Source organism: Helicobacter anseris (genome assembly GCF_003364335.1).
GTDB lineage: Bacteria > Campylobacterota > Campylobacteria > Campylobacterales > Helicobacteraceae > Helicobacter_H > Helicobacter_H anseris.
Genome location: NZ_NXLX01000007.1, coordinates 37,705 through 56,315, shown reverse-complemented (window position 1 = coordinate 56,315; position 18,611 = coordinate 37,705). Strand labels below are relative to the sequence as shown.

At 33.1% G+C, this 18,611-nt stretch carries 18 protein-coding genes and 4 tRNA genes; 8 read left to right on the top strand and 14 right to left on the bottom strand.

Translation table 11 applies throughout. The features are described 5' to 3' along the window. Positions 1–2: 2 nt before the first annotated feature. The 5 genes from ilvC to CQA57_RS03955 are packed head-to-tail and all read right to left on the bottom strand — an operon-like array spanning position 3 to position 6,117. On the bottom strand, positions 3–1,004 hold the full coding sequence (ilvC, locus tag CQA57_RS03975) for a ketol-acid reductoisomerase (RefSeq protein ID WP_115578938.1): 1,002 nt from the start codon (positions 1,002–1,004) through the stop codon (positions 3–5). A gap of 43 nt (positions 1,005–1,047) precedes the next feature. Further along, the gene (locus tag CQA57_RS03970) at positions 1,048–3,267 is read right to left on the bottom strand and encodes an endonuclease MutS2 (RefSeq protein ID WP_115578937.1); all 2,220 of its coding nucleotides are present in this window, start codon (positions 3,265–3,267) and stop codon (positions 1,048–1,050) included. Further along, positions 3,267–3,662 (bottom strand): hypothetical protein, encoded by a 396-nt coding sequence (locus CQA57_RS03965; protein WP_115578936.1) that lies wholly within the window; start codon positions 3,660–3,662, stop codon positions 3,267–3,269. Before CQA57_RS03965 ends, CQA57_RS03970 begins: the two co-directional genes overlap by 1 nt. Then, on the bottom strand, positions 3,662–5,005 hold the full coding sequence (gene murC / locus CQA57_RS03960; RefSeq protein ID WP_245941852.1) for a UDP-N-acetylmuramate--L-alanine ligase: 1,344 nt from the start codon (positions 5,003–5,005) through the stop codon (positions 3,662–3,664). Before murC ends, CQA57_RS03965 begins: the two co-directional genes overlap by 1 nt. After that, complete coding sequence (locus tag CQA57_RS03955) at positions 4,981–6,117, bottom strand: succinyldiaminopimelate transaminase (protein WP_407918732.1); 1,137 nt, start codon at positions 6,115–6,117, stop codon at positions 4,981–4,983. Before CQA57_RS03955 ends, murC begins: the two co-directional genes overlap by 25 nt. A gap of 133 nt (positions 6,118–6,250) precedes the next feature. On the opposite strand from CQA57_RS03955, the gene CQA57_RS03950 reads away from it, so the two are divergent. The 4 genes from CQA57_RS03950 (at position 6,251) to CQA57_RS03935 (ending at position 6,613) form a co-directional block, all read left to right on the top strand. Continuing rightward, positions 6,251–6,325, top strand: a tRNA-Gly gene (locus CQA57_RS03950). A gap of 29 nt (positions 6,326–6,354) precedes the next feature. Then, positions 6,355–6,442, top strand: a tRNA-Leu gene (locus CQA57_RS03945). 7 nt (positions 6,443–6,449) lie between these two features. After that, positions 6,450–6,524 (top strand) — tRNA-Cys (locus tag CQA57_RS03940). A gap of 1 nt (position 6,525) precedes the next feature. Further along, a tRNA-Ser gene (locus tag CQA57_RS03935) sits at positions 6,526–6,613 on the top strand. On the opposite strand, the gene selA is transcribed toward CQA57_RS03935, so the two are convergent. The 5 genes from selA to alaS all read right to left on the bottom strand — a co-directional run bounded on the left by selA (position 6,614) and on the right by alaS (position 12,370). After that, on the bottom strand, positions 6,614–7,960 hold the full coding sequence (selA, locus tag CQA57_RS03930) for an L-seryl-tRNA(Sec) selenium transferase (RefSeq protein ID WP_115578934.1): 1,347 nt from the start codon (positions 7,958–7,960) through the stop codon (positions 6,614–6,616). Positions 7,961–8,114: 154 nt separating this feature from the next. Next, positions 8,115–9,065 carry an NAD(P)-binding domain-containing protein gene (locus tag CQA57_RS03925; protein ID WP_115578933.1) on the bottom strand — a complete coding sequence of 317 codons (951 nt, stop codon included), beginning with the start codon at positions 9,063–9,065 and terminating at the stop codon, positions 8,115–8,117. Continuing rightward, a complete protein-coding gene (gene ccoS / locus CQA57_RS03920) occupies positions 9,049–9,273 on the bottom strand; it encodes a cbb3-type cytochrome oxidase assembly protein CcoS (protein ID WP_115578932.1) in 225 nt (74 codons plus the stop codon). The genes CQA57_RS03925 and ccoS overlap by 17 nt, the downstream gene beginning before the upstream one ends. Beyond that, positions 9,270–9,821: a septum formation inhibitor Maf gene (gene maf, locus CQA57_RS03915; protein WP_115578931.1), complete on the bottom strand. Its 552-nt coding sequence runs from the start codon at positions 9,819–9,821 to the stop codon at positions 9,270–9,272. The genes ccoS and maf overlap by 4 nt, the downstream gene beginning before the upstream one ends. Beyond that, entirely contained in the window at positions 9,818–12,370 is a 2,553-nt protein-coding gene (alaS, locus tag CQA57_RS03910; RefSeq protein WP_115578930.1) for an alanine--tRNA ligase, read from the bottom strand. Before alaS ends, maf begins: the two co-directional genes overlap by 4 nt. 252 nt (positions 12,371–12,622) lie before the next feature. Between alaS and CQA57_RS03905 the strand changes: the two genes are divergently transcribed. From CQA57_RS03905 to CQA57_RS03890, 4 genes are all read left to right on the top strand, one after another. Next, the gene (locus CQA57_RS03905; RefSeq protein WP_170126818.1) at positions 12,623–13,324 is read left to right on the top strand and encodes a hypothetical protein; all 702 of its coding nucleotides are present in this window, start codon (positions 12,623–12,625) and stop codon (positions 13,322–13,324) included. A gap of 194 nt (positions 13,325–13,518) precedes the next feature. Further along, entirely contained in the window at positions 13,519–13,803 is a 285-nt protein-coding gene (locus tag CQA57_RS03900; RefSeq protein WP_115578928.1) for a NifU family protein, read from the top strand. Then, positions 13,804–14,403: a histidine kinase gene (locus CQA57_RS03895; RefSeq protein WP_115578927.1), complete on the top strand. Its 600-nt coding sequence runs from the start codon at positions 13,804–13,806 to the stop codon at positions 14,401–14,403. Continuing rightward, the gene (locus tag CQA57_RS03890; RefSeq protein ID WP_115578926.1) at positions 14,400–15,710 is read left to right on the top strand and encodes a UDP-N-acetylmuramoyl-L-alanyl-D-glutamate--2,6-diaminopimelate ligase; all 1,311 of its coding nucleotides are present in this window, start codon (positions 14,400–14,402) and stop codon (positions 15,708–15,710) included. Before CQA57_RS03895 ends, CQA57_RS03890 begins: the two co-directional genes overlap by 4 nt. Here CQA57_RS03890 and fliY read toward each other — a convergent pair. From fliY to CQA57_RS03870, 4 genes are read right to left on the bottom strand one after another with little or no spacing between them, the layout of a single operon-like run. Next, on the bottom strand, positions 15,707–16,549 hold the full coding sequence (fliY, locus tag CQA57_RS03885; protein ID WP_115578925.1) for a flagellar motor switch protein FliY: 843 nt from the start codon (positions 16,547–16,549) through the stop codon (positions 15,707–15,709). The two genes, CQA57_RS03890 and fliY, sit on opposite strands and share 4 nt — an antisense overlap. Next, a complete protein-coding gene (gene fliM, locus CQA57_RS03880; protein ID WP_115578924.1) occupies positions 16,542–17,612 on the bottom strand; it encodes a flagellar motor switch protein FliM in 1,071 nt (356 codons plus the stop codon). The genes fliY and fliM overlap by 8 nt, the downstream gene beginning before the upstream one ends. Next, complete coding sequence (locus tag CQA57_RS03875; RefSeq protein WP_115578923.1) at positions 17,605–18,294, bottom strand: RNA polymerase sigma factor FliA; 690 nt, start codon at positions 18,292–18,294, stop codon at positions 17,605–17,607. Before CQA57_RS03875 ends, fliM begins: the two co-directional genes overlap by 8 nt. Then, positions 18,291–18,608 carry a hypothetical protein gene (locus tag CQA57_RS03870; protein WP_115578922.1) on the bottom strand — a complete coding sequence of 106 codons (318 nt, stop codon included), beginning with the start codon at positions 18,606–18,608 and terminating at the stop codon, positions 18,291–18,293. The genes CQA57_RS03875 and CQA57_RS03870 overlap by 4 nt, the downstream gene beginning before the upstream one ends. Between the last annotated feature and the right edge of the window lie 3 nt (positions 18,609–18,611).

Genomic DNA, 18,611 nt, shown 5'->3' with positions numbered 1-18,611 from the left:
TCCTATGATTGAGATGAATTTTTAAAAATAAGTTTGCGTAATTTTTGCCCTACTTCTTCAATAGGGTGTTCTTCTATATTATTTCTCTCGCAATGCAAACGGGTATATCTACTTTGTTTTTCTAAAACAAAATCTTTTGCAAAGCTTCCATTTTCAATATCTTTTAAAATTTGTTGCATTATCTTTTTGCTCTCTTGGTTAATGAGTTTTTCTCCACTTACTATCATTCCATATTCAGCGGTATTTGAAATGCTATGATGCATATTTGAGATTCCGCCTTGATAGATGAGATCTGTGACAAGTTTAAGTTCATGCAGACATTCAAAATAAGCCAATTCTTTTGGATATCCAGATTCTACAAGTGTTTCAAATGCGTTAATTACTAAGGATTTTATACCACCACATAATACGGCTTGCTCACCAAATAAATCTGTTATAGCTTCATTTTTAAATGTAGTTTCAATGATAAAAGATCTTGCCCCGCCAATACCAGCAGCATAGCTTAAGGCTAATTCTTTTGCATTTTTTTCTTGATTTTCTTGTTGGATAGCAATAAGATTTGGCACTCCTCTACCTTGGATAAATTCATCTCTAACGCTCTTGCCAGGACCCTTTGGCGCAATCATAATAATACCAATGTCCTTAGGAGTTTGTATTTGATTGAAATGAACGCTAAACCCATGACAAAATGCAAGAGTGTGATGGGGTTTTAAAAAAGGTTTAACTTCTTGTTCAAAAATATCTGCGTGTAGCTCATCAGGAAGCATAAACATAATAACATCGCACTTTTGCACGACTTCTTTAACTTCAAAAACTTCAAATCCTAATTGTTTTGCAATATCCCAACTTTTGCTTTCAGGATAAAGTCCCACTAAAACTTTCACACCACTATCTCTTAGATTCTGAGCGTGTGCTTTTCCTTGAGAACCAAAACCAAGCATCGCAACTTTTTTTGCGCGTATAATCTCAATGTCACAATCTTGCTGAGTATAGAATTTTAGCATTGATGTTCCTAGGTAAAAAAATTACTGCATTATATCAGAAAAACTAAAGTTTAATGATTTTAGCACCAAAGCCTCCAAGGTTTGGCGGAGCATCTTCAAAGGATACAACTTTGGGATGTGAAGTTAGAAATTCTTTAGTGATTTTGGCTAAAGTGCCTCCACCAATCCCGTGATAAACTAATACTTCATCAAAACCACTAATAAGACTATCTGAAATAAATTTATCAAGTTTTTCTAAAGCCTCTTGTGCCCTTAATCCATGCAAATCCAAATGCACAAAGGCATTGTTTGGTCGTAGGATTTTTTGCTGGATTTGAGGAGTTTTGTTTCTTCCAATCTTTTTGAGATTAGAAGAATCTACCTTAAGACGCATTCCTGTATCAAGTTCTATGAGATATTTTTCATTTTGTATTGCAAGAATTGTGGCTTTGTTTTGTTTATATTTAACACGATCATTGATTTTAAACTCTTTTTTTTGTGGAGTTTGCTGTTGTTGATTTTGTAATTTTGATAGGATTTTATTGGCATTGTTAAAAGAGCGATGAATATCTTGCGTTTGCTTGTCTTTAAGATCATTTTTTAAAGCTTGAATTGCATCGTGATAAATCCCTTGTAAATGTCTTTCTTTTTGTTGATACTCTAGCAAATGCTGTTCTTTTAAATCATTAAGTGTTTGTTGTTTTTTTTGATATTCCTCTATTTGCTTTTCTAGGGTTTGAATTTTTTCTCTAAGTTCAATTTCAAGTTGAACACCTTTTTCAATAAGAATATTGAGTTTTTCTTTGTCTTCCCCATAATTTTTTTTAGCAAGTGATATGAGATTTGGGGGAATTTTGTATCGTTGAGCAGTTTCAAAAGCATAACTTTTGCCAATACTTCCAAGCAAAAAATCAAATGTAGGTTGTTGTTTTTTTTCATCATAAATTGCAGCACAAAGCTCAATTCTAGAATCATTAGCCATAATTGAGGCTAGTCTTTTATGATGTGTAGTGACTATGATTTTTGCTTGCTTTTCCAAGAGATTTTCAAGTAGGATTTTATAAAGACTTGCTGCTTCATCAGCATCGGTTCCAAGCTCAATCTCATCAATCCCTAAAATCATTTCTTTTTCTTGTAGGATATGAGAAAAATCTAGCATCCTGCCAGCAAAAGTAGAGATATCATTTTTACTATTTTGAGGATCTGAGATGATGGTAAAAATATTTTTAAAGTGTGGAATTTTTGATTTTTGTGCATTGATTTTAAAAGGTATAAGATATTTACTCAGGAAGACTGCACTTAAGATGGATTTTAAAAGCATAGTCTTTCCACCTGCATTAACTCCTGTAATCAATAAAAGTTGCTTGGAAAAATCTAAATTTATGAGTTTGGGATTATTTAAGATAGGATGTGCAAAATCTTTTAAGAGAATTTGTTGATCTTTGTATTGAGGCAGGATAAAACTTAAATTATAGTGTTTGGCAAAAAAAACTCGAGCTTGTAGGTGATCGAATCTATCAAATTCTTTGTTGATAAAATTTAAAAAATGAAAATGTTTTGTAAGGATTCCAGAGAGTTCTTTACAGATTTCATATATTATCTGTTGAAGCTCATTTTCCATTTCTTGGATTTTTTGATAAATATTTTTTATTGTATCGGGCAAAAGATAGAAAAAACCACTATGAGATCGTTGAAGAATAATGCCTTGAATTACACTTTGATAACCAGATTTTAAAAGCAAGGTTTGTTTTTGGTTGATATAGTGGATTTGATGATCTACAAGATAAGGCTGTATGCTTTTAGAGTGCAGGATAGTATAAAATGCTTCTTGAATGTTTTTATTTTGACGCATAATGGCTGTATTGATACTATCTAGATTTTCAAAAATCCCTTCTTTAATTCTACCTTCTTCATTGAAATAGTTTAGTAGTTGGAGTAAATTTTCTGGTATCTGTATTTTTTGTAAGTAAGCATAGAGATGAGATTCTGGAGTAATTTGTTTGTGATGTTTGAGGTAGTTGAAATAATGGATGATTTTTGTAAATTCATAAATTTCTTCAAGCTTTAAGACGCCAAATTTTTGGATACTTTGCAATGAGGTATCTAGATTTTTCACTTCTTTTGGAGGAGTAAAAATGATTTTATCCATTTCTTCAATGAGTGTAAAGAATACTTTTTTATCCCCATCAAAAATAATTTCTTTTTTTCTAGCAAAGAAAGTTTCAAGTGTATCTATAAAATGATTTAAATCAAGTTGTTTGATAAGATTCTTATAGGCTTTCATCAGTCTTTTTCAAGTTGTTCTTCAATAGGGTTTTGATTTGCTTTATTTTCTTGTTGTTTGCAATCCTCAAGAGAGAACATAAGATTGTAAAATGGAGTTTCTTTCTTGCCTACAAGGCTAAGAGTCCCACTAACAAAATTAAAATTTTTAGCATTGACTTCTTGGTTTTTGCATATTATGGTTTCTCCTCTTAAGAAGGCCATTTGTAGCAAGAATATTTGTTTGTCTGTTTGGCTTTTGTTGTAACTATAAAATCCAGTTGCAATTGCAAGGATAAGAAGCACAATGCCACCAACAATTTTTTGTTTGGTATTGATCATACCAAGGTCTTTTAAGACAAAAAAAAGTAAAGTGATTGCAATGAGAATTACTAGAGTAATTGGAAGTAGAGCCATTATTTTTCTCCTCTAATTTGATAGGTAATATCTCCAGCTCCAAGTCCTATGACAAGATTCTTATCAATGGATTTTAATAATTTATCTTGATGATATATTTCAATAATTCCTTGATTATTTTTTATGTGAGTTGCAATAATTGGGGAATATTTTGCAAATAATTTTGGCATATCAAAGAAAATCTCTTTTTCTCCTGCTTTCCAAGTAGGTAGAATGATTAATTCATCACAATCATGAAAACTCTCTTGAAAAGCCTCTAGATTATCACGCAGTCTAGAGAATTTGTGGGGTTGCCAGATTGCTGTAATTTTTTGTATCTGTTTGAGTTTTGCATAGGTTTTTGTTGCTTTGAGTGTGGCGACAATTTCTGTTGGATGGTGTGCATAATCATCAATAATATACAATCCTGTTTTTTGGATAATATCAAAGCGTTTTTTGATTCCTATAAAATTTTTTAAATTCTTTCTTATGGTTTCTATATCCATTTGAGTGTGGGCTATTAAGATAGCAAGACTTGCATTTGAAGCGGTATGCTCCCCAAAACCCCATACTTCAAATGTGCCAAGATTCTTTAGCTCAAAGCGACAAAAAGGCTCATCATCTCTTAAGAAATATTGTATATTTTTTATATCTTGTTTTGGAGAAAGGGTAATGTATTTGTCTTTTAAAGTGTAGAGGAATGGATCATCGATATTGATGCAAGCAACTTTTGCAGAATCTAAAAAGTCTCTATAAGCTTGATGAAAGGTTTCTAGATTATAACCATAGCTTTCCATATGTTCTGGTTCTGCGTTTGTTACGACAGCACAATATGGATTTGAGTTTAAAAAACTTTTATCTGATTCATCAGCCTCAAAAACAATGCCTTCGCTCATATTTTCACGCACATTTGAGCCAAATTCTTTACTCTCTGCACCTATGATTGCCCCAAAATGATTGAAAATACTACTTAGCATTGCACTTGTGGTGCTTTTGCCATGAGCTCCACATACGCTAATTACTTTTTTTTGCCCCAAGATAAATTCTAAAGCATCTTTGCGTGAAAAAATAGGAATATTTTTCTTTTTTGCTTCAATAATTTCTATATTGTCATCTTTTATAATAGCAGAGTGAATAACTAAATCTTGATCTTGTATTGCAGAAGGGCAGTGTGGTATATGTATTGCAACTCCTTGTGATTTTAGAGAATTGACAAGCTTATTGGCAGCTATATCACTACCACTAATGATTGCTCCTTGGGATTTGAGATATTTTGCAAGTCCAGAAATGCCTATCCCTCCAATACCAATAAAGTGTATCTTTAGATTTTTTATTGTTTTCAAAATTCTCCTTTTTGTAAAAATGTTGCAATTGTTTCTAAAATAGGTTTAAGAGTCGGTGTGTCATAGACTAGAGCTATTCTTACATATCCCTTTCCAGCATTATTGCGTCCTAAGAAGCTTCCAGGTAAGACTAAAATCCCTTCTTTTTCATAGAGTTTCTTACAAAAACTCAATTCATCTCTTACATAAAGCCATACATAAAAGCTAAAGGGGTAAATAGGAGTTGTTGTAAAAATTTGTTGTGCTAATTTTAAATTATCTGCGTATTTTTTTCTAATTTCTTGGGCAATTTTATGAGATTTCCAAGCGATGCTTGCTGTTTTTTGCAAAGGTGTAGGCATTGCCACACCTAGATATGTGCGATATGTTAAGTAATTTTTTAGAATTTCTGCATCTCCAGCGATAAAGCCACTACGAAGACTAGGGGCGGATAATCTTTTAGAGATTGAGTTAATGCTAAGAATATTTTTAAAATCTTTGTTTCCTAGTTCATATGAGGCTTCAAGGATTCCAGCAGGTGGAGTATCTTGATAAATTTCACTATAGCATTCATCATTGAGTAAAACAAAATCATATTCTAGAGCATATTGCACCCATTGTTTTAATTCTTCTTTGCTTAATGTTGCGCCTGTGGGATTATTTGGAGAGTTTAGAATAACAAGATTTACTTGTTTCATTTGTTCTATGCTTAATGATGGTTTGAAGTTATTGTCCTGATTTAATTCCATCAAAAAGACTTTGGATTTGCTTGCAATGCTTGCGCCTTCATAGACTTGATAAAAGGGATTGGGATATGCCATAGTAGGGTGTGTTATTTCAGAAAGTAAAAATTGTGGAAAGTTAAACAAAACTTCTCTAGTGCCGAGTGTAGGAATGATTTGTTTAGAATCAAGATTAAGGTTATAGCGATAGGATAAGAAGTCTTGAATGGATTCATAAAGATAGGATTCGCCTTTTGTTGATGGATAAAATCGCAATAATTCACTAGATTCTTTAAAGGCATCTTGAATATTTTGAGGAGTGGGGAATTGTGGTTCTCCTATGGTCAATTTAAAAAGAGGTTTATTTGGTCGTATGTCTTTAATAAGTTCTTGCAGTTTTTCAAATGGATAGGGCTGAAATAACAAAATCAATACTCCGCATAGCTGAATTATAAAAATAAAATATTTTCTCATAATTATATAATTTTATGTATCTTTTTCTTAGTTATTCTTGCTTTTTTTAAAAAGCATTGCTAGAATTACATTTTTAAAAACACAAATTCATGCGGGAATAGCTCAGTGGTAGAGCACAACCTTGCCAAGGTTGGGGCCGCGAGTTCGATCCTCGTTTCCCGCTCCATTTTTTAATCAAGGTTTTAGTATTTTTTTGCCCGGGTGGTGGAATTGGTAGACACAAGGGACTTAAAATCCCTCGGATATTGCTTCCGTGCCGGTTCAAGTCCGGCCCCGGGCACCACTTTAATGGCGACATAGCCAAGCGGTAAGGCATGGGCCTGCAAAGCCTTGATTCCTCGGTTCAAATCCGAGTGTCGCCTCCATCGGGAGATGGCTGAGTGGTCGAAAGCGGCGGTCTTGAAAACCGTTGAGGGTAACACCTCCGGGGGTTCGAATCCCTCTCTCCCGGCCACTATTCTTCTAAAGACTCAAAAATAATCCCAATTTGTTTAAAATGTTTAATGTCTATGCATCTTACATCTAGCAAAATTGTATCTTGGAAAGCACGAGCAACAATTCCATTTTTTCTTAGCAAAAGATGCAAATCTTGTGTATGAAGCTTGTTGTGTTTGATTTGGATTGCATAGGAAGGAAAATCTAAATGCGGTAGGCTTCCTCCTCCAGCTTTAGATTCTGTTGTGATAATTTTTGTGCGTAAAGATGAGTATTTTTCTAAGATATTTTGAAGCTCTTGAGCTTTATGAAGTAATTCTTCAAAAGGTTGATTGAGCATTTTTATAGTGGGAATTTGAGATTGATTTCCAAGTAAGTATGCAAGGAAAATTTCTTGGAGTAATATAAGATTGATTTTATCAATCCTAATGGCGCGTAATAGATGGTTTTGTTTAAGAGATTGGATAAGATCTTTTTTGCCAAAAATAATACCAGCTTGAGGGCCACCTAAAAGCTTATCTCCGCTAAAACTAACTAAAGAAGGTTTGGTTTTTGCAATTTCTAGTAAAGAGGGTTCATCGCAGTTAATGTCATCAATATATCCACTTCCTACATCATAATAATCAATAAGATTATTGGTTTTTGCCAAATGACTTAGATCTTGATAATCAACACTTTGAACAAAACCAATTTGAGCAAAATTGCTCTGATGAACCTTCATAATCATAGTGGTATTTTCATTGATGGCATTTTGATAGTCTTTAAGATGGGTTTTGTTGGTGGAGCCAACTTCGCGTAATATACCGCCAGATTGTGTGATGACTTCAGGGATTCTAAAACTCCCGCCAATTTCTACCAATTCTCCTCTAGATAAAATTACTTCTTTATTTTTGCTAAAAGTATTGATAATAAGCATAACTGCAGCTGCGTTATTATTGACAATGAGAGCATCTTCACAATCAAATAAAGCACAGATAATATCCGTTAGATGTTGGTATCTCTCCCCCCTTTTTCCTTCGGTAATGTCATATTCAAGATTATTGTAATTTGTTAAAAGAGGTTTTATTTTATCAAGCATTTCTTCATTAAAAATACTACGCCCAAAGTTTGTCTGCAATACCACTCCTGTTGCGTTGATAAGAGGTTTTATACTTGGAGAGACTATGTGATTATAATGCTTTTTTATTTCTTGTAGTATGTCATTTGTATTTGGGGTTTGGGTAATTTTATTTTCTAATATTTGGTTTCTTAGGTTTTGTAAAGTTTTTTGAGCGATTTTTTTTACTAGGTTTTTATTGAGATTTTCAAATTCTTTGTTTTCTAGAATCTTGTCTATCTTTGGCAAGGAGCGAAGAGATTCTTGCATATTTATCCCTTTAATAAAAAAATTTTGTATAATACCCCTCAACCCTTAAAAAAGGAGGGCAAGTGCACTGGTGTGTGCCTTGGGCTTCAAACCCAAAGAATGGCTAGGTGTCTAGCTGTTGAGGAGTTCGATTCTTCTGCCCTCTCGCCTTTTTTTAAAGCTTAGATTTTATTTGATTGATTGCATCATATCCTTGATTGATGCCAATTGCAATTGAAGCACCATTTTTTGAAAGAATATCCCCAACTACATAAATATTTTTTACAGAGCTTTCTAGGTTGTTTGTTATAGGTAATCCTGATTCATCAAGTTGTAATCCACATTTTTTAAGAAAATCAAGAGGCACAGCACCACCAATTGCATAAACTACTTTATCAAATGTTTCATTGCTCCCATCATCAAAAAATGCCTGTGGTTTAGAGTTGTTATCCTCTAGTTTTTCAATATTTACTCCAAGTTTTGTTTTAAGGTTTTTTTGCATAGATTCTTGAAGATTTTTTGCATTGATTTCATTGATTCTTGCAAATTCCTTGCGTCTGTAATTTAGTGTTGTATCTGTAATTTCAGCGAGATATGTGGCATATTCCACCGCAGAGTTTCCACCACCAACAACAAGGACTTTTTCACCAGCTTGAATATCATTGATATTATAAGCCACTTTTTTTAGCAATGTAGGTGGAATTTTATAATCAGGTTTGTTAGGTTGCCCCATCTTGCCTATTGCAATGATGACAAATTTTGCTTGAAAGATTTCATTATTAGTGCTATGTATCTCAAAAATACTATCTTTTTGTATTACCTTTTCAATGTCTGTATTGTATTGTGGTGCAATGTCATATTGTTGCAAGAGCTTATCAAAAAATTCCAAAGAGCCTTCCTTATCCCCATCTGTAAAATCAATATTACCTTTAAGATCTACCACTTGACCCTTGTAGTCTTTATCTACACGCTTGCCATCTTTGTAAAATTTTCTAATAGTCATAGAATGCTCTGATGCTTTTTCAAAGAGTATGATATTTTGAATGCCTGCAATTTTGCTCTCTATCGCACTACTTATGCCAGCAGGTCCTGCACCAATAATTGCTATATCATAAATCTTTTCCATTTTGTAACTCCTTTTTTAGTAATTTGTATTTTTCTTGTTGTGCTATTGCCTGATTGAGATCATCAGTGCTGTCAAATAAAACACCTTGAGTAAATTTCTTTTCATCATCAAATTGTCCAGTTTTTAATCCCCACAAAAAGGCAATCAAACCAAATAATCCAATTAGAATAGATGTAAATAGCATTACAATTAAAAGTGTTGTATTCATATTATCTCAAAAAAAGGTAAAAATTTTTCTATACTTAACCCCATCGCAGTTGATGAAAGTCCAATTTGTTTAACAAAATATTTACTATGAAAACCTTCTGTCATAATTCCTCCAGCTTTATCTCTCCAAAGATTAGAATCTATATAATCTTGCATATCTTTTGGATCAAATGTTTTAAGCACAAAACTTGTTTGCGAGATATCGCATAATTCAATGTGATGGGATTTTAAGATTTGCGCAGTGATAATATGGATAGTATTGTTGTTTTGCGTATCTAGCATATTTTTAATTTCAGAAAGATTCTTTGGTTTTCTTTGCAATTGATTATTGACACAAACAACACTATCTGCAACTAATATTGGTATATCTAATCCTAAGGTTTTTATAGCAACCTCAAGTTTTCCTATACAGGCCTTATAAGCAAATGATTTTGGATTTATCTCTTTTAGAGAATCTTCATCAAAATCTACTTGCTTTTGAGTAAATTCTATACGAAAATCCTGCAAAATTTTCTTACGAGCTAGTGAGCTTGAAGCAAGTATTATCATAGGTTTTTGAGAGCAAAATCTCTAGCTTCTTTAAGTGCATTTGGAATCTGTGATGATTCTTTGCCACCAGCAGTTGCAAAATCTTCTCTGCCTCCACCATTACCCCCAAGAATCTGTGCGACAGATTTTACCCATAGATTGGCTTTTAATGATACATTTTTACATCCTGCAACAATTTGTAATTTCTGAGAATCAATAAGCAATATAGCAATTTTGTTATAGCGATTTTTTTGTTCATCAATGATTCTTTTGAGATCCAAATTGTTAGCTTCTTGGATAATTAGGGTTGTATCACCGATAGTTTGTATTTGCAAATCCAAATCTTTTTGCTGATGAGTGAGTTGATTTTCAAGTTCCTTGATTTTTTCTTTTAATTTATGGATACCCAATTGAATATCATTGTTTTTAACTAGAGATTTTGCATCATTTAGCTGAGTAATAATATTTTTTGTAAAATTATAGGCACTTAGTCCGCAAACAGCCTCTATGCGTCTTACTCCACTAGATACACCACTTTCTTTTGTGATGATAAAATTGCCAATAAAAGCGGTATTTTTTACATGGATTCCACCACAGAGCTCACAAGAAGAATCCCCAAAAGTTACAACCCTAACAAAATCACCATATTTTTCACCAAATAGTGCAAGAGCTCCTTTGTTTTTAGCCTCTTGTAGAGATAGGGTTTCAATCTGTGCTGGTATGCCTTTGGCAATAAGAGCGTTGATGGCATCTTGAATGTCTTGAAGTTCTTGATGGCTTAATGCACGATGAAAATTAAAATCAAATCTTAGGCGGTTTGCCTCTACAAGACTTCCTGCTTGTGATATTTGATCACCTAATTTTTCTTTTAAGATAGCTTGGAGTAGGTGTGTTGCTGAGTGATGTTTTGCTACTTCTGTTTGGAGTGAAATATCGCTACAAGCTATGATATTTTGGTGGGTATGTAGAGGTTGAAGTGGTTGTATTTGACTAATATTAAGATTAAAATATTTTTTTGTATCTAGAATATTTGCAATTTTTTTATCATTTTCAAAAATAAAACCTTTATCACCAATAGCACCCCCACCTTCTGCATAAAATGGTGTTTTATCCAAAAGGACAAAGCCTGTTTCTTGCAAAGTTTCTACTTCTTTAAAAGAAGAATCAAAAAGAGCAAGAATGGTGCTTGTGGTTTGATGGGTGTCATAACCCACAAAAGTATTTTCTTTGAATCTTTGCAAAATATCTTTAAAATCTACATCAAGAGCAATATCCCCGCTTCCCTTCCAAGATGCTTTAGCTAATTCTCTTTGTTTTTGCATACAAAGCTCAAACCCTTGTATATCTAATAAAAGATTTTCCTCTTTTAGCATATCTTGTGTGAGATCCAATGGAAAACCAAAAGTATCATAAAGTTTGAAAGCTATGACACCATCAAAAATATTTTGTTTTGTTTGCTTGAGGCGTTCTAATTCTTTTTTGAAAAGATTGATACCTTGTTCGATTGTCTCAAAAAATCTTATTTCCTCATTTTTGCATTGCTCTTGAATAAAATCTTTTTTTTCTACAAGGTAAGTGTAAAAACCTCCCATTTCATCACATACTTTTTTTACCACCTTGTATAAAAATGGTTCATTTAAACCTAAAAGGTATCCGTGTCTTACAGCTCTCCTTAAGATTCTTCGCAATACATAACCTCTACCTTCTTTATCAAAATTTACTCCCTGTGCAAGTAAAAAGGCTATTGCTCTTGCGTGATCTGCGATAACTCTAAAACTAGCACCTTGCTCATAAACATAAGTTTTTTGTGTGATAAGTTCCACTTCTTTGATAAGAGGCATAAATAAAGAAGAATCAAAATTGCTTCTTTTATTCTCAAGTAATGCACATACTCTCTCAAGTCCCATTCCTGTGTCGATACTAGGTTTTGGTAGTGGTGTGAGTGTGCCATCGCTATGTCTTTCATATTGCATAAAGACAAGATTCCAAATTTCTAAAAAACGATCCCCATCTCCTCCAAAATAATCTTCCTCTGTATCAAAACTTTCTCCTTGATCCACAAAAATTTCACTGCAAGGACCACAAGGACCAGTATCTCCCATCTGCCAAAAATTATCTTTATCTCCCATTCTTTTGATTCTATCAGGATTTATATGCTTGCTCCAAATCTCAAATGCCTCATCATCGCTCTCGTGGATAGTTACATACAACACAGCCTTATCAAAACCCAAAACCTCTGTGACAAATTCCCACGCATATGCGATTGCTTGTTCTTTAAAATAATCACCAAAAGAAAAGTTTCCTAGCATTTCAAAGAGTGTATGATGTCTTCTTGTAAAGCCGACATTTTCTAAATCATTATGTTTTCCACCAGCACGGATACAGAGTTGCGCAGATGTTGCCCTTGGGGTTTGTGGAGAGGGAATCTTTCCTGTAAAAATATCTTTGAATTGCACCATACCAGCATTTGTAAAAAGCAAACTAGAATCATCAGGCACCAATGGCATACTAGCATAAACTTGATGACCTTTTTTTTGAAAAAAATCTAAAAATTTTGAGCGCACATCCATTTTAAACCCTCGCATAAATATTTCTTAAAGTATTATTTGAAGTATATCTAAAAACTTTAATTTACTTGAGAGTGTGGATGATTTTAGGGGTTTAGGATTGAGGGATATTGCAAAAACAAAAATGCTCTTATATAATATTTGTTCTTAAATTTCAAATAAAAGGAAAAACAATGAAAAAGATATTTTCAGCAAGCTTGATCTTAACTTCTATTTTGTTGGCTCAAGATGTCAATCAAAAACAAATAGGTGAGTTTGAAAATACACCCCCCCCCCCTCTTGCAAATTTCTAAAAATGGAATTTTAGTAGGAGTAGAATTAGGACTTGGTGGAGGAAGTATTGAAGGTAGTGTTAAAGAAGAAACTCCTATAAAGATACTTGGAAAGGCAAATTTTTATGATAAACCTCTTAACTTTAATGGAAAAATCTTTGCAGGTTATCAAAGATACTTTTCTCAAGATAATAAAATGGGATACAACGCTAAAGTTAGTTTAGGCGCTGGATATTTGAATATAGATAGAGAACATCTTAATGAAAATGCTGAAAAACTAAGAACATCTTATGTCCCACTATCCTTTGGAATTGAAGCAAACTTCTTATATGATTTTTGGGAAAAAGGAGAGCAGGTTTTAGGAGCAAGTATTGGACTTGGATATAGCTTTGTATATGGAATAAATACAGAGATGTATATGGTGAATCAGCCAGAGAGCAAAGAACTTTTTGATAAATATTTTGCTGATAAAAACATCTATTATTCTTTAATTTCTCCAAGGATTGCACTGCATTACTACTATGGCAAACATCAGGTAGAATTAGGTTTTAGCTTTGATAAGGCATTAGGTGAGAGTATGAATATTAATACTGCTATGACTGGAACTACTGAATATAAAGATACTATCACCACCAAACCAAACTACTTTTACACATTCTCTTTGAGTTATGCTTATAGATTCTAATTTAAGAGTTTTTGGAGGCTTTGTGCCTCCTGTTTGGTGAAAACTTTTTAATCCTAAAAAATAAATTTTGTTTTTAAGATGTTTATTTTTCTTAAGTATAAAGCCAAAAATAATATATCAATGACTAAATTGATAGGATTATTTTTTGATAAAATTTAAAAGAAAAATAGAGTAGATGAATTTAAGGATAGATAATGTTTCCTTTTAGTGATGAAGAGTTGTATGATCCAGTAAAAATATCGGTGGATAAGGTGCGTCCAATGCTTCTTACAGATGGAGGTGATATTACCATCTTGGGCATAAAAGATGCAAGGGTTTATGTGAGATTGGAAGGGGCTTGTAGAGGTTGCTCTAGTGCGCATTTGACTTTAAAAAATGGTGTAGAGAGACAGCTAAAAAGAGATATACATCCAGACTTACAAGTTGTTGAGGTTTTGGGTAATCAAGATTGGCAAGAGCTATCTGAGGCTAAGAAATAATTGTCTTTGAATAATCATCCAAAAAAAAGAATCTTAATACAAAAGGGATTTAAGGCTTTTGAGATTGAAGAATACTCAAAAGCAATGCAGTTTTTTTCAGATGCCTTGCGTCTTGATGCAGAAGATTTGGAAGCAAAGATTGGCTTGTTATTATCAGATATGATAAATGATTTTCCCAAAGAAACACAAGGTTTTTATGAGTTGTATAAAACGATGATTGCAAATAATCCGCGTTCGTTGAGAAAAAAAATCCAACAGAGTATTTTAGATAGTATCATAGCTTTTGATCAGGGGATTGAGAAAATTTCTGCGGTATTTTGTGAGGATAATGAACAAAAGATTGATGAAATTAATGGAATCTTATATAGTGATTTTAAGCAGATGTGTGAGAATTCTAGCTTTAAAGAAGTTTTTGAAAATTTGATTTTTAGCACAAAAATCATTTTTACCAAAAAAGAAGATTTTTATGATTTTTTAGAAACATTGCTTGAGAATAATTTTGTGGATTTTTGCTTGCAGTATATTGAGAATATGAAAGAAGCAAGTCTTTATGATTTGAGAATCAAAGATATTTTACAAAGGGCTGTGCAAAAACTATGAAAATTAAGTTTGATATTTTTTATAAAGATAGGAATTATCAGTATTTGAGTGATAACTCTAAGGATTGTGAAGATAAAAATACTTTGTTTGTTCAAACGACAAGAAATGCAGATTTTGTGCCTAAGGTAAAATCAAAAGGTCTTGAAATATTGCATTTTACTGATTTAAAAAAATACTTTAGATTCCCTCCAAAGATTATAGGAATCACAGGGACAAATGGTAAAACTACAATTGCTAATTTGATTTATTTTATCCTTTTGGATAGGGGATATTCTTGCGCAATGCTAGGGACGCAAGGGTTGTTTTTTAATCACAAGCAACTTAAGCCTAAGGGATTGACTACACCGACTATTTTAGAGCTGTATGAAAATATGGATTTGCTTGCAGGGCTTGGATGTGAATTTTTGGTTATGGAAGTGAGTTCGCACGCGATAGAACAGCAGAGAATCTACGGGGTTGATTTTAGCTCAAAAGTGATTAGTAATATCACAAGCGATCATCTTGATTATCATAAAACCATAGAAGCATATAGAGCAATTAAGAATGATTTTTTAAAAGATGAGATACAAAAAATTATCAATCTTGATGATAAAAATATCAACTTTAACCCCATCAATGCATTTTCATATAGTATAGATTCCAATCTAGCAGACTTGTATGTAAAAAATTATGATATCTCAGGGGCGATAAAAGCAGAGCTTGTGTTTGATACAAAGTCTTATGTTTTAGATTCTAATCTCTATGGATTGCATAATCTCTATAATATGCTTGCAGCCTTATTGTGTGTAAAAAATAATACTTCAGCTACTATGGAAGATATCTTGCAAAGTATAAAAAAATTTGAAGGGGTGAGTGGTCGTATGGAGGTGATTTCAAAAAATCCTTTAGTAATTGTTGATTTTGCACACACACACGATGGTATGGAGAAGATTTTTGAGAGTTTTTCTGATAAAAAAATTATCGTCTTATTTGGTGCTGGTGGTGATAGAGATAGGACAAAGAGGCCTCTAATGGGTAGAGTGGCAGATCTTTATGCCCAAAGGATATATCTTACAAGCGATAATCCAAGAAGTGAGAATCCTCAAGATATTATTCAAGACATTTTAGAGGGTATTGAACATAAAGATAAGGTTGTGATTGAGCCTGATAGAAAACAGGCAATGCGTCAAGCATTGAGGGATTTGCAAGGTGATGGGGGGGTGCTTTTGGTTTTAGGGAAGGGGGATGAGAGAGAGCAAATCCTTGGAGATAGGGTGATTGTATTTGATGATAGAGAGGTTTTGAGGCAATTGCTCAAAGAGTGTTAATTGCCTTTTAGTTGCTCCAATCTTTGGCGTTTTGAACCAATCTCTGTGACTTGGATTCCAAAGTTTCCATCTACAATGACTACTTCGCCTTTTGCAATTACTTTATCATCAATAAGAATCTCTAGAGGATCATTTGCTAATTGATTGAGCTCAATAACGCTTCCAATATCCATAGAAACTACATCTTTTAAGAGCATTCTTTTTTGGCCAATACGAACTTTTACATTGAGTTTGACATCTAGTAGCATACCGATATTTTTTATCTCATCGCTTGAGAGATTGCTATTGCTAGCTGTTTTTTCTTGAGGAGATGTTTCGATAGGTTTTTCTACTGGTTGGGCAAGATTTTTCTCAAAATCAGATGTGATGAGAAGCCAAAAATGTGAGTGTATATTATTAAGTTCAAATGAAAAATCATAAGCAGTGGCATAGTCTTTGGTTTTGGATTCTTCAGATACAAAATCAATACTTTTGCAAGAAAAAGTAAGTTTTGGTAATTTTTTTTGAGAATTTAGGCTTGTAGAGATTGCTCCAAAAATATTAGAATTGATTTCTTTTATCGCATCTAAATCATCATCATTCATACTCTCTTTTGAATTTCCTTCACCACCTACCATTGTATCTGCAAGTGCTGTTGCAAGATCTACTGGAGTAGCGATTGCCAAAGAAGCATTAAAATCCCCACTTACTTCTATATGTGTAATGGCATAAGGTATGCTAATATCTTCTTGTGCAAGATTGATAGTGCTAGATTCTCTAATGTTTGGAGTTGTGCCCATTAAGCCTTCAATGGTAGATATAGCCTCTTGCGTAAAAAGTTTGATAAAATCACTATTCATAGCTCTCTTCCTCCTCTGTTTCTATTTCGCTGATTCTATTTTTTCTTTGCATTTCAAGCATTTCTAGAACCTCTTTTACTTTATCTTTTTCAGTTTTTAGTGTTTCTTTGATTTTTATAGTTTTGCGATAGCGTTGCAAGCCTATCTCTGCTAGGAATTTATCTTTACCATCAATGGCAACTAAAACTGTATCATCAGCCTTTCTATCTAGTCTGATAATATCTCCTATTTGCAAGTCTAGCACTTCTTTTAAGGAGAGATTTGCATTTCCAATAGAAGCACTGATATTGATATTAGCACCACCTATTAGTGCTTGCAATTCCTTGTTTCTACTTTTTTTAGAACTTGTTTCAGAAAGCACCAAATCTCTGCTCCCAAGTCTTGATAAAACTGTTTCAAGAGAGATAACAGGATAGCATAGATTGATCATTCCACTACTATGCCCTATGATAATTTCCATTACCACCATAATGACAACTTCGTTTTGAGCAACAATTTGGACAACATTAGGACTAGATTCTTTTGCATCAATGCTTGGAAAAATTTCAGCCACAGGTCCCCACGCATCTTTTAGAGTTTGCATAATTTGTCTTAGGATACTATCTAAGAGATTTAACTCAATATCGCTAAATTCTCTTTGACTATCATAGGTTTCTCCTTTTCCTCCAAGCAAACGATCAATCATTGAAAATACAATACTAGGATTTATCTCTAAAACCCCTGTTCCATCCATAGGTTTCATTGAGAAAACATTGAAGCTTGTTGGACTTGGTAAGCTCATTAAGAATTCTCCATAGGTCATTTGATCTACACTATGTAGTTGTATTTCTACTATGCTTCTCATAATCGCAGATATTTGGCTTGAGAGGTTTCTAGCCATTTTATCATGAATTCCTCTAAAGGCTCTTAATTGCTCCTTGCTTACACGATTGGGTCTTTTAAAGTCATACAGCATTACTTGTTTATTGGATAGCACATTACTTTTTTCAAGATCTTGTGTGTCTTGGTTATCTACGACTTCTAAAAGAGCATCAATCTCTTCTTGACTTAATATATCAGCCATTGTTTTCTCCTATAGATCTTCTGATTTTTTTTATAACTTCTTTTGTGATTTGAGAAATTCTAGATTCTGTGATATCTAAGACTTCTTTGATTTCATTTAAACTCATTTCTTCAAAAAAATACATTTGAATAACAAGCTGTTCTCTTTGTGTGAGTTCAGAGAGAATGGTTTTTATTTTATTTATCAGCTCTTCTTGTTCGAGTTTTTCGATGATATTGTTATTTTCAATAACATTATATTGCTCATCAATTGGCACCAAAAGATAGATATCTGAGGCGATACGAGCTTCTCTAATTTTTTCAATATTTTCATTTAAGATTTTTGCAAGATATTCATCACTTGGCTCTTCTTGATATTCGTTATAGTAACGCGTAATCTCCAAATCAATACTTTTGATAAGTTTTCGATTTGAGCGTGAAATAATATCAAGAGAGCGAAGATAATCTAGCAACGCACCATTAACACGAGTTTTTGCATATCCCCAAAAAGAATCATTAATCGTGCTGTCATATTTTCTAGCAAGCTTAATGAGCTCTTCTGTCCCTATGGAGATGAGATCATTTACATCAATAGAGCTTGGAACTCTCTCTTTTATGCGATATGCCATAGCTCTAACAGCAGGTAGATACTGCACTGCTAGCTCATCTTGAGAATGTTTGATATTTTGATTGTAGATATTCATCTTGCTTTGCCATTGTAATCAAGACTTTTTAGATAAAGTCTAATATTTTGCACTTCTTTTTCTTGTAAATCAAATTCTTTGTCAAAATTTTCTAGGCGTTTTTCTAGACTCTTTTTATCAAAAATACTAAAGCTAAAATCTAGTGACCAAGTATAAAATGCAACAATAAGCATTGTAATCAGATAGAATCCAAGAGTGGAAACAACTGTCCAAAATAGCATAATCTCTGGCTCATTAAACTTTGCAACTGCTAGGGCTAATCCTAGAAAGAAACCAAATGACACAGAGAGATTGAGATAATTTGTTGGTTTCATCTC